At 50.7% G+C, this 11,546-nt stretch carries 11 protein-coding genes; 3 read left to right on the top strand and 8 right to left on the bottom strand.

Annotated elements, in window-relative coordinates; genetic code table 11:
* The first annotated feature begins 78 nt into the window (after window positions 1-78).
* Window positions 79-204, top strand: coding sequence for a hypothetical protein (locus RT644_RS14340; RefSeq protein WP_269231522.1), 126 nt, complete (start codon window positions 79-81; stop codon window positions 202-204).
* A 52-nt stretch (window positions 205-256) separates the two neighbouring features.
* Here the strand turns inward: RT644_RS14340 and RT644_RS14335 are convergent, their stop codons facing one another.
* From RT644_RS14335 to RT644_RS14320, 4 genes are all read right to left on the bottom strand, one after another.
* A complete protein-coding gene (locus RT644_RS14335; RefSeq protein ID WP_313627111.1) occupies window positions 257-1,654 on the bottom strand; it encodes a 6-phospho-beta-glucosidase in 1,398 nt (465 codons plus the stop codon).
* A gap of 28 nt (window positions 1,655-1,682) precedes the next feature.
* Complete coding sequence (gene licT, locus RT644_RS14330; protein WP_313627110.1) at window positions 1,683-2,513, bottom strand: BglG family transcription antiterminator LicT; 831 nt, start codon at window positions 2,511-2,513, stop codon at window positions 1,683-1,685.
* A 368-nt stretch (window positions 2,514-2,881) separates the two neighbouring features.
* Window positions 2,882-3,418 (bottom strand): FlhC family transcriptional regulator, encoded by a 537-nt coding sequence (locus RT644_RS14325; protein WP_313627109.1) that lies wholly within the window; start codon window positions 3,416-3,418, stop codon window positions 2,882-2,884.
* A gap of 281 nt (window positions 3,419-3,699) precedes the next feature.
* On the bottom strand, window positions 3,700-4,125 hold the full coding sequence (locus RT644_RS14320; protein ID WP_313627191.1) for a GNAT family N-acetyltransferase: 426 nt from the start codon (window positions 4,123-4,125) through the stop codon (window positions 3,700-3,702).
* Window positions 4,126-4,333: 208 nt separating this feature from the next.
* Here RT644_RS14320 and RT644_RS14315 point away from each other — a divergent pair, with 208 nt between their 5' ends.
* Both RT644_RS14315 and srsR read left to right on the top strand, forming a co-directional pair.
* Complete coding sequence (locus tag RT644_RS14315; RefSeq protein WP_020456869.1) at window positions 4,334-5,011, top strand: hypothetical protein; 678 nt, start codon at window positions 4,334-4,336, stop codon at window positions 5,009-5,011.
* A gap of 166 nt (window positions 5,012-5,177) precedes the next feature.
* Window positions 5,178-6,107 (top strand): LysR family transcriptional regulator SrsR, encoded by a 930-nt coding sequence (srsR, locus tag RT644_RS14310; RefSeq protein ID WP_160271018.1) that lies wholly within the window; start codon window positions 5,178-5,180, stop codon window positions 6,105-6,107.
* On the opposite strand, the gene RT644_RS14305 is transcribed toward srsR, so the two are convergent.
* Genes RT644_RS14305 through scpA form a run of 4 tightly spaced genes read right to left on the bottom strand, consistent with a single transcriptional unit; the run spans window position 6,078 to window position 11,505 of the window.
* Complete coding sequence (locus RT644_RS14305; RefSeq protein WP_160271019.1) at window positions 6,078-7,556, bottom strand: succinate CoA transferase; 1,479 nt, start codon at window positions 7,554-7,556, stop codon at window positions 6,078-6,080. The two genes, srsR and RT644_RS14305, sit on opposite strands and share 30 nt — an antisense overlap.
* 15 nt (window positions 7,557-7,571) lie before the next feature.
* A complete protein-coding gene (scpB, locus tag RT644_RS14300) occupies window positions 7,572-8,357 on the bottom strand; it encodes a methylmalonyl-CoA decarboxylase (protein WP_020456866.1) in 786 nt (261 codons plus the stop codon).
* 12 nt (window positions 8,358-8,369) lie between these two features.
* Window positions 8,370-9,368 carry a methylmalonyl Co-A mutase-associated GTPase MeaB gene (meaB, locus tag RT644_RS14295; protein WP_160271020.1) on the bottom strand — a complete coding sequence of 333 codons (999 nt, stop codon included), beginning with the start codon at window positions 9,366-9,368 and terminating at the stop codon, window positions 8,370-8,372.
* Complete coding sequence (scpA, locus tag RT644_RS14290; protein WP_313627108.1) at window positions 9,361-11,505, bottom strand: methylmalonyl-CoA mutase; 2,145 nt, start codon at window positions 11,503-11,505, stop codon at window positions 9,361-9,363. Before scpA ends, meaB begins: the two co-directional genes overlap by 8 nt.
* Window positions 11,506-11,546 lie beyond the last annotated feature (41 nt).

The following is an 11,546-nucleotide window of genomic DNA, read 5'->3' as shown; positions in this document are numbered from 1 at the left end:
TGGCGCTCTCCCCTGGTACGGCCAGCACGGGGATCTATTTCGCCCCGCAACTGACACCAGGGCAAAGCGACTTACCCGATGCCAGCGTTACCGCACCGTAAACCAAAAACCGCTACGCCGTTCCACATCATTTTGCAGGTGCAGAATGGCGGCATGCCGTCCCTTTTCGCCTGGCGCTGCGCGATTGTCACCGGGACGCCATAAACGACAAATGCCGGATGGGCGTAAGCCACATCCGGCATCTCTTGCGCTCACATTACAGCGCTAAGGTTGCCCCATTACTGCTGATCACATCGCGATACCAGAAGAAGCTTTTCTTGCGCCGACGCGCCAGCGTGCCATTCCCGGCATCATCGCGATCCACATAGATAAAGCCATAGCGTTTGGACATCTGCGCGGTACCGGCACTGACCAGATCAATCGGTCCCCAACTGGTATACCCCAGCAGTTCCACACCATCTTCAATCGCCTCTCTGACCTGCACCAAATGCGCCTGCAAATACTGGATGCGGTAATCATCTTCAATTGAGCCATCCGCGGCGGGAACATCTTTCGCCCCCAGCCCGTTCTCCACAATAAACAGCGGTTTCTGGTATCGATCGTGCAGCTCATTGAGTAAAAAACGCAGCCCTTGCGGGTCTATCTGCCAGCCCCACTCGGAGCTTTCAAGGTGCGGGTTGGGGATCATGCGCATAATATTGGTGCGCGAGCTTTGATACAGCTCCGGCTGTGCGGCGGCGCAACCGCTCATGTAATAACTGAACGAGATGAAATCGACAGTCTCTTGCAGGTCCAGCTCATCCTGCCCGGTGATATTGAGCGCAATGTTATTTTCGCGGAAAAAGCGGCCAATCCACGCCGGATAAGCACCACGCGCCTGAACATCGCCAAAAAACAGCCAGTCGCGATTTACGCGCTGCGATTGCAATACATCTTCCGGTTTGCAGGTGATCGGATAACGAATGCCACCCAGCAACATGCTGCCAATTTTGGCATCCGGGATGATTTCATGGCAGGCTTTTACCGCGCGGGCGCTTGCCACCAGCTGATGATGAATGGCCTGATAAATTTCCTGCTTACTTCGCTCACCCGCAAGCCCAACGCCGGTAAACGGCGCGTGCAATGCCATGTTGATTTCGTTAAACGTCAGCCAGTATTTCACTTTATCGCGATAGCGGGTAAAGACCGTGCGCGCGTAGCGCTCGAACAGGTCAATCACCTTCCGGCTGCTCCAGCCGTCATAGTTTTTCACCAACCCGTAAGGCATTTCATAGTGTGAAAGCGTGATTAAGGGCTGGATGCCATAGCGGGCCATTTCATCAAACAGTCGGTCGTAAAAAGCCAGCCCCTCTTCGTTTGGCTCGCTTTCATCGCCATTCGGGTAGATGCGCGTCCAGGCAATCGAAGTGCGCAGCACGTTAAACCCCATCTCAGCAAATAACTGAATATCTTCCGGGTAGCGGTGGTAAAAATCGATGGCTACATCTTTGATACCGGTGCTGTTCGCGTCACGCTCAACGACATTGCCGTGTATTCCCTGCGGTTGCAGATCGGAAGTGGAAACGCCTTTTCCTCCCTCGTTCCACGCGCCTTCGACCTGGTTTGCGGCAACTGAACCGCCCCACAGAAAACCTTCGGGAAATCTCATTTGCATCGTTACTATCTCCTTTTTCTTGCCGCCGTTAACCACCGCTCAGCCGATTGATATGGATCGTCAGGAACATCACTTCGTCGGTGGTGAGCTGGCACTGGTAATTTTTCTCAACATAATCATTAACTTTCATCGCACAGGCATAGGCGGCCGGCATCATGCCGGTGATCCCCTGATAGATACTGTCGTCACCGTGCGCAACGGTATTTCGGTTCAGCAAACGCAGTGCGAAAAATTTGAGGTGTGTGATAAGGCGCTGATAATTTAGCGATTCTTCATCATAGGTCAGATGCAGATCGTACTTCAGGATTGTCAGCACATCTTTAATGATGGTGGCACTCTGCATGGTGCTTTGCATGTCGCTGTTATTTTTGGCATTCGCCAGATGCAGGGCGATAAACCCGGCTTCATCCTCCGGCAGGCTAATGCCGAGTTTACTGTTGATAAGCTGCAGTGCCTCAAGCCCCACCGCATATTCCTGGGCATAAAAACGTTTAATGTCCCACAGTAAAAAGTTCTTAATCACCAGCCCGTTGGCTTGCCGCTGGATGGCAAAATTTAAATGATCGCTTAATGCCAGGAACAGCGTGTCCTGCACAGTGATCGCCAGCCGCTGCTGAGCCAGCGCAATGATCTGCTGCGTGACTGCCAGGTAAGGGGGAGGAATTTCCGCCAGCAGTTGCGAAAGGACGTCCGCCAGCCCTTCCGACTTTTTGACGAACTGGCTTTCAATCTGGCTGCGGTCGACCTTATCGCCCGGTCTTTTGCCAAAACCAATGCCCCGCCCAATGGCTACGATCTCTTCATGCTTTGCATTCATGAGCAGGACAGCGTTGTTGCTGAGTATTTTTTCTACTTTCATTTCAGCTTTCTCACTGTTTAATCCTGATGTTTTTCCAAAAGCGTGCGCCCGGATAAAAAGCAAAAAAAAACCTGACTCCATTGCCGCCACACAAGGCAACAATGGAATCAGGTTTCGCTCAGTTCTCTACTGATTACGTCCCGGGAACCCTTATAACGAATCAGACGAGGCGGCTCAAGCCTTCAAAACGGGAACTGTGATGATAATCATGGATGTGTGATCAGTGCCCCGATAACCGTGCAATCCCTTGCAGGGTTATACATGTATTTTTTGCGACGGGCGGAAATATTTTACCGGGAACATTGACATACAGCAGAGTAAAAGAATGTTGAATTTAAATCCTTTATCTATATAAAGGCCATCAAGAATTAATCACTAAGCTGTTGCGTTTTATTTAATAAATAAGAATTATTCCGACTCACTAAACAGGCTTGCTTTAATAAACCGGACTCTAATTGCAAATCAGGTTCGAAACACAACTGATATATATATTTTTCCAGCAAAGAAGGCGCGGATTGCTCGCCAAAACAGCATGCAGGTTCGCACCCATCACTACAGGCCAGACACTTCTCATAAGCCTCGATTAACACCCAGCCCTGAACCAGCGTCAACACCGGAGCAGACTGTAACTCCAGCAGGCAGTCACTGACATAAAGCGAGTAGGCTTCAAGTGCTGTGCGGCTTGTCGCCTCCGTGTCTCGCTTTTTTAGCAGCCGCCATATGCGGCCAAAATGACGGACGTGTATCCGGTGAGTATGATCCAAAAACCACGCTTTTGTGAAAGGAGAGCTGCTGTAAGTATGCTTATCTCCTTCATTATCAGCGAATATATTGCAGACGCCCCTGTTCGCTAAAAATAATACCAGAGACATCTTTTGCAGTTCAGAAATATAAGATTTATTCATTGCGTCACAAAAGAATATAAGAATTTACTGTAGCACCCATAATCAATAATACATTTTACATGAAACTTTGCCACAAACATTTCAATGATACTTAATAAAAATTTGTTACCCGTATCCCAAAAACAATACTTAAATAAAACGCAAACTAATGTTTTCTTAATAAATAGACCTAAAGCGGAACATACGAGCAGAGTTTGTACAAACCTGCATGAGTGTGAGGGTAATTGCACGGGCATTCAGCAAATGCCCGTGATGACGGAAAGGCGGCTCCGCGGAGCTTCTTAAAGCTGTTTGCGCAAAAAAATCCGGCTGGTTCCCTCAGGCAGGCAATCAATCCGGCCAAACTCTTGCCAACCATTTTTTTTATAAAACTCAGGGGTCTGGAAACTGATGGTGTAAAGAAAACCAGAGATACAGCCGCGCTTTCTCCCTTCCTCTTCGAACTGCCGTAGTAGTGTTTCGCCTAAACGCTGCCCACGAAGTACTTGCGGAAGATAAACCAGATCAATAAACAGCAGTCCCAGTGACGTACGACCAATCATCCCGCCAATCACTTCACCAGTATTCGCATCTTTAACCAATACGCTCATAGGCTTACGATCGCTGATACCGGTGATCTCATCATTAAAAGCGTTCAGGCCTTGTTCCACCGGAAAAAAATTTGCCGCGACAGCCTGGTCTGAAACGCTGACCACGTAATTTGCCATGATCTTCCCCACACGAAAGCACTCATAGATTCCTTGATTTGCACCAATAAAGATGAAAATTCAGTGCTAAATCCCCGCTAAAGCTTATTTAAATCAGACCGTTATCTTTATTAACCACTTTTTACTCAAAGTCAGGCTACCGGCGTGTTCACTGAAAGAACCGCTCCGCCGGATAAAACGTTGTAAACAGAAAAAAGAAGGAAAAAAAGTGAAAATTAAAGCATTAGCGCTCAGTGCACTCTCTGTCGCCCTGCTGGCCGGATGTGCGGGAACCAGTACGCACCCGGTAAAGGCCACCAACGGTACAACGCTTGAGGTTGCCACCATTTTTAGCCCGCCTGAAATGAATAACAATCGCTACCCTGATGTAAAACTGCGTGAAGTGAGCCCTGCCCATGCTGGCGCCGGTATGGGGCTTTCGTTACTCAGCGCCGCGCTTGGCGGCGGCGCGGGCAGTGGCGATGCCTTTGATAAAAATAGCTACAAAGGCAACGCGATAGATTCTATGCCGGAACCGACATCGCGCTATTTAAGCCCAAAAGCCGAAGTGAAAATTCGCGAATGGCTCGATAAACAGGGCGGTAATTATGTCTACAAACAGCCGCTGTATATCGCAGCAGCACAGTGGTCGCTGGTCTACACAGATATGTCTGCGGGAAACAGTAATTATGATCTGGCCTACCGCGTGTTGTTCTATAAACGTGCAGAAGATGGCAATATGCTGAGCACGTTTGTAAAAGCGGAATGTGCACCAACGGCGAAAACCGCGCCGCTGGCCGACTGGCGGGCAAATAATTACCAAAAAGTGACGCAAGAAACGCAGAAAATGATGGATGCGTGTCTGCTTGAGCTGGAAAACCAACTGCCACGACTGTTGAAGAAATAATCTGAAAAAGCCGCAAATAACTGCGGCTTTTCTTCCACTCTGTATTGATGCCTCTGGTTCGAGCCAGACAGCAGTGTTATACCATTGCTGACAGCAATAAATAGCATGCTAATGATGGCACGGATGGCCATACGCATCGGTTATTTAGTCAGAGAGGGATTTTCAGATGAGCAACTCTATTTTTATTTCCAAAAGAATGCGCAATTTCATTTTACTGGCGCAGACGAAAAGCATCGCCAGAGCGGCAGAAAAAATACACATGACTGCGTCGCCGTTTGGCAAAAGTATTGTCTCGCTGGAAGAACAGATTGGTTATCCGCTCTTTACCCGCAAAGATAACAGTATCCGTTTGAATAAAGCCGGGCAGGAACTTTATCAGAAACTGTTCCCGGTTTATGAGCGCTTATCGGCAATTGAAAATGAACTTCACTCTTCCGCCCTGCGCTCGCACAAAATCGTTATTGGCGTCGACAATACCTATCCCACCATCATTTTCGATCAACTGTTAAGCCTGGGCGATAAATATGACAATATCAGCACCCAGGCCATCGAATTCAGTGACAACGGCGTGATTGACGACCTGCTTGGCCACCAGCTTGATTTTATTATTTCTCCCCAGCAGGTTTCCCCGCGTGTTCTGGGGCTGGAGAACCTCACGGCTACCGAGTTACCTCCGCTGCGTCTGGGTTTTTTAGTTTCCCGCCGCTACGAGCAAAAACAGCCGCAGGAGTTGCTGCGAGAACTCCCGTGGTTGCAGATGCGTTTTCAGAACCGCGCGAATTTTGAAGCCATGCTCGATTCTCACATGCGCCCCTGTGGGATCCACCCAACCGTTATCTACCGGGCCTACAGTTTTATGGCGAAAATCAGCGCGGTGGAACGCGGGCAGTTTCTTACCGTGATCCCCTATTTCGCCTGGCATCTGGTTAACCCCACTACACTGCGATATTTCGATGCGCCAAACGGACCAATGTATATGCAGGAATATCTCTATTCACTGAAAAACCATCGTCATACCGCTGAAGTCTGTCAGTGTATTAATGACGATCGCGACGATTCGTCCTGTTTAGCCGAGCATCGATCCTGTGTTCAGTAAATTCGTATGCAATTCGAATACGCGGCTAAGATCGTGATGAAGATGCCCGCCGGGAGCCGTTTCCAGGTAATGATGAAGGTAATCCCGATAGAGTGGGTGTGCGCAGTTATCAATAATGGTGCGGGCGCGCTCAATTGGCGACAACCCGCGCAGATCGGCGAAACCCTGCTCCGTAATGATCACTTTGACGCTATGCTCGCTGTGATCAACATGGCTGCACATCGGCACAATGGAAGAAATTTTTCCCTCTTTAGCAATCGAGGGGGCCATAAATACCGACAAATAGGCATTACGCTCGAAGTCTCCACTGCCACCAATACCATTCATCAGGTTAGCGCCCGCGACATGCGTTGAATTGGCGTGTCCGTAAATATCAAATTCCAGCCCGACATTCAGCGCTATTACTCCAAGACGGCGGATGATCTCCGGGTTATTGGAAATCTCCTGTGGTCGCAAAACGATACGCCCGGCGAAAAAATCCATATTGTCGTAAATGTTGCGCAGCGTATTGTCGGAAACGGTCAGGCTGGATGCGCTAACACCGAGGATTTTTCCTGCGGCAAGTAAATGCGCTACCGACTCCTGCAACACTTCGGAATACATCATAAACGCAGGGATGTCCGGGCTTTCACCGAGCCGCGCCATCACGGCATTATTGATATTGCCTACGCCGCTTTGTAACGGCAGAAATTCGCGCGGAATACGCCCCTGCGCCATTTCATGGAGCAGGAACGTCACAACATTGTCGGCAATTTGCTGGCAGACAGGTTTCGCGCCATCCAGCACGTTACCGGCATCCGGTAATTCGGTGTCCACCACCGCCACAATCTTTTGAGGTTCCACCTGCACATAGTGCAAGCCAATCCTGTCCAATGCGCTAAAAATAGCGACACTGTGGCGATACGGCGGTGCGCCGGGCGTAGCGATATCGGCAAATTCAGCCACCCGCGGGCTGTGGTAGTGATTAAGCTCAATGACGATTTTTTTTGCTTTGCGCAACCAGGTCGGCGCGTTGCCAATCCCACTGGAAAGCCAGATTTTGCCATCAGATGTCAACGCCGAGGCTTCGATCACGGCGATATCAATCTCGCCAAAAAAGCCGTAGTTCACCATCTGCGCAACTTCACTCAAATGCAGATCAACAAACTTAACCTGCCCCTGGTTAATTTTTTGCCGCATTCCCGCCGCAGATTGATATGGCGCGCGCCAGCTAACCGCTTCCGCCTCCGATAAGGCATTATCAGCCGCCGCGCTAATAGACGCGCCAGTGAGCAAACGGATTTGAAACGGTTGCTGCATTTGATGCAGCTCCCGTGCTCGCCGAGCGATGGCGGCGGGAAGCGCTTTGGGCGAACCTGCTGCAGTAAAACCACTGAAAGCAACCATGTCATCGTGGTGGATGAGTTCTGCCGCTTCGTCGGCGCTCAGCCGGGGCCATGATTGTTTCATTATCGTCTCCGTTAATTAGCGTCCAAGGAAGTTCGGTTTGCGTTTTTCCATAAACGCGCTCATTCCTTCCTGATAATCCCGGCTGTCATAAACTGCGCGACGCATCCCCTGAATACGCTCAAACTCATCCGAATTCATGGTGTGTGCTTCACCAAGCACGCGTAGCTCTTCTTTAATTACCGCGATGGCAAGCGGTGCTTTTTCCGAGATCTGGTGCGCCATCTGCAAGGTGAAATCTTCCAGATCGCTGGCGTCAACAACATGATTCAGAATGCCAACTTCCCGCGCCCGCTGCGCCGTGATGGGGGCCGCAGTGAAAATCAGCTCTTTAACGATATGGAACCCGGCGTCGCGCGTCAGGTTATGAATGCCAACCAGGTTATAAGGAACGCCGAGATTAACGGGCGTCATAGAGAAAGTTGAAGAGCTGGCGGCAATGATCAAATCGGAACTCATGATCATTTCAAACGCCCCTCCCCAGACACTTCCTTCCACCATGGAGATCACGGGCTTCGGATATTTTTGGATCATACGGGTGATCTGGCGCAGCGGATCGTCATAAGAGAGAGGATCGCGCCGCCCCGAAGGCAATTCGTGGATATCATGCCCGGCGGAGAAGACTTTCGCACCGTGCGGCGCACGCAGGATCACGCAACGGATCTCCGGCTTGTTAAGGTCCTCCAGCGCCCGCATCAAATCATCGATAAATACTTTACTGAGCGCGTTAAGCTTGCGTGCGTAATTAAATTCAATGACAGCCACTTTTTGAATAATGTTTACAACCACATACTCATACGACATATCAGTTCCTTTTTACCGTGCAAAATAGTGATGCTGAAGGTATTCACGGATGTGCTGTAAACCTGTACGCGGTGCTTGCTGATGATTTTTCACCTCATCTAGCGTTTGGTTGAAATCTTCACGGAAAGCGCGGTGGGCATAAAGCTGACGCACCGCCTCTTCTTCAACCTGTTTTCGTAGCCACGTCACGGTCTGCTGCTGGCGCAATAACTTGAGATAACCACTTTTTGTCATCACGTCGTAGAAATGAACAACTGCCTGCCACACATCCTCTATGCCGCGCTTTTCCAGTGCGCTACAGCTCAACACTGCTGGTCGCCACGGCGGATATTTGTGGCGAACGATAGCAAGCGCGCTGTCGTAAATTTGCCGGGCGATGGCAACTGCCGCGCGGTTGTCGCCATCATCTTTGTTGATAACAATGACATCGGCCATTTCCATGATGCCTTTTTTGATGCCTTGCAACTCATCTCCACCACCAGCGATTTGCAGCGAAACGAAGCAATCGACTATGCCTGCGACCTCCGTTTCAGACTGGCCAACCCCGACCGTTTCCACTATCACCACATCGTAATTGGCGGCTTCGCAGAGCAGTATCAATTCGCCAGCGTGCGGGCTGATCCCCCCCGTAGCGCCGCCGGAAGGCACCGGCCGAATAAACGCCGCATCGGCTCTGGCCAGTTCCGTCATACGGGTTTTATCACCCAGCAAACTGCCGCCGCTGAGTGGACTGCTGGGATCGACCGCAATAACCGCCACCCGCTTTCCCAGGCCAACGAGCATCATGCCAAAGGTATTAAGAAAGGTACTTTTCCCGGCTCCGGGTGTCCCGGTGATACCAATGCGTATTGCCCTACCTGTCGCCGGCATAATCGTGTCCAGCAATTGCTGGCTCAGCCTCTGATGCCGTGAAAGCTGGCTTTCCACCAGCGTCATAGCCTGTGCAAGCGCGACGCGATCGCCCGCGCATAACCGGCGAACGAATTCATCAAGGGTTTGTTCATTAATCATGGCACTGACTAATCCGCTTCAATACATCGCGCACGCTTTCCAGCATCGGCGTACCTGGGCCATAAATCGCTGCCACGCCACGTTCACGCAGGAAGTCATAATCCTGTGGCGGGATCACGCCGCCCGCAATCACGCAAATATCCTCACGACCATATTTTCTTAGCTCATTAATTAATTCGGGAATAAGCGTCTTATGACCTGCCGCCAGCGACGATGCGCCAACTACGTGCACATCATTTTCCACGGCCAGCCGGGCAATTTCTTGCGGTGTAGAAAACATTGGGCTGAGATCGACATCAAAACCCACATCGGAATATGCGCTGGCAATGACTTTTGCCCCCCGGTCGTGCCCATCCTGCCCCATTTTCGCAATCAAAATTCGCGGACGACGACCATGCTCAGCAAGAAAGTGTTGTGTTTGCGTAATGATGGCGTCGAATTCCGCCGCCGTTTCGCTGTCCTGCTGATAGCTTTGCGTGATCACCCCCGTTACGCATTGGCTGGGGACCAGGTAGCGGTCAAACGCCGCTTCCAGCGCACTGGAAATCTCACCAAGCGTCGAACGCAATCGTGCGGCATGAATCGCCGCAGCGAGCAGATTTTCGTTGTGTTGGGCGGCATGAGTCAGCGCTGACAGCGCATTGCGAACGGCAGCGGAATCACGTGTGGCGCGGATCTGTTCAAGTGCGGCGATTTGCTCGTTACGCACCTTCACATTGTCGATTTCCAGTACCGGCGTAACGGCTTCTTTATCAAGCTTGTATTTATTAACACCGACAATGGTGCGTTTACCCTGGTCGATAAGAGATTGCTCGCGCGCGGAAGCCTCCTCGATCATGCGTTTTGGCAAGCCCGATTCGATAGCCTTTGCCATCCCTCCGGCATCATCAATCTGACGGATGATTGCCCGCGCCTCTTTTATGATTTGATCGGTCAGAAATTCGACATAATAGGAACCGCCGAGCGGATCGACGGTGCGGCAAATCTCCGCCTCTTCCTGCAGGATAATTTGCGTGTTACGCGCAATACGCGCCGAAAAGTCCGTCGGTAGCCCCAGGGCTTCATCAAACGCATTGGTGTGCAGAGACTGGGTGCCGCCAAGCGTCGCTGCCAGCGCTTCAATGGTAGTGCGAACAATGTTGTTGTAGGGATCCTGTTCTGTCAGGCTCCAGCCGGATGTCTGACAATGGGTGCGCAGCGCCAGCGATTTCGGATTGGTCGCGCCAAACCCGCTAACGGCTTCGCTCCATAGATAGCGGGCTGCGCGCAGCATGGCGACATTCATAAACAGATCCATGCCGATACCGAAAAAGAAAGAGAGGCGCGGCGCGAAGTCATCTATTTTCAAGCCTGCGAAGAGCGCGGCTTTTATATATTCAATGCCGTCCGCGAGGGTAAACGCCACTTGTTGAATACAGTTAGCTCCCGCTTCTCCCATATGGTAACCGCTGATACTAATCGTATTAAATTGCGGCATATTGGCAGAGCACCAGGCAATAATATCGGCAATAATCCGCATCGATGGCTTAGGTGGATAAATATAGGTATTGCGGCAGAGATACTCTTTTAAAATATCATTCTGAATAGTACCGGTTAATTTTTCAGGAGGAACGCCCTGCTCTTCCGCTGCAACAATATAAAACGCCATGATAGGTAAAACCGCACCATTCATCGTCATCGATACCGACATTTTATCCAGCGGAATATTGTCAAAGAGTATTTTCATATCTTCCACAGTATCGATAGCGACACCCGCTTTTCCTACGTCGCCCGCTACGCGCGGGTTATCCGAGTCATATCCCCGATGAGTTGGCAGATCAAACGCAACGGAAAGCCCTTTCTGCCCGGCGGCAAGATTACGCCGGTAAAACGCGTTCGACTCCCTGGCCGTTGAAAACCCGGCGTACTGGCGTATCGTCCACGGTTGGGCGGTATACATTGTGGCACGCGGCCCGCGAGTATAAGGCGGAAGACCCGGTAGCGTGCCGGTGATTTCCAGCGCGTTCAGATCGTCAGGAGTATATAAAGGCTTAATCGCAATGCCCTCTGGCGTCAGTTTGACCAGCGATTCAACGCGTTTTCCCTTGCGACTGAGCTCTTTATTCGCGACATTTTGCCAGTCAGTCATGGTAGCCATAAATATCTCCGTTATTCCAAATCAATAACTCACTGGGAAGA

The sequence above is a fragment of the Kosakonia sp. genome (assembly GCF_032104925.1).
Taxonomy (GTDB): Bacteria; Pseudomonadota; Gammaproteobacteria; order Enterobacterales; family Enterobacteriaceae; genus Kosakonia.
Note: the sequence above shows the minus strand (reverse complement) of the source record. Positions and strands in the feature narration are given on the sequence as shown.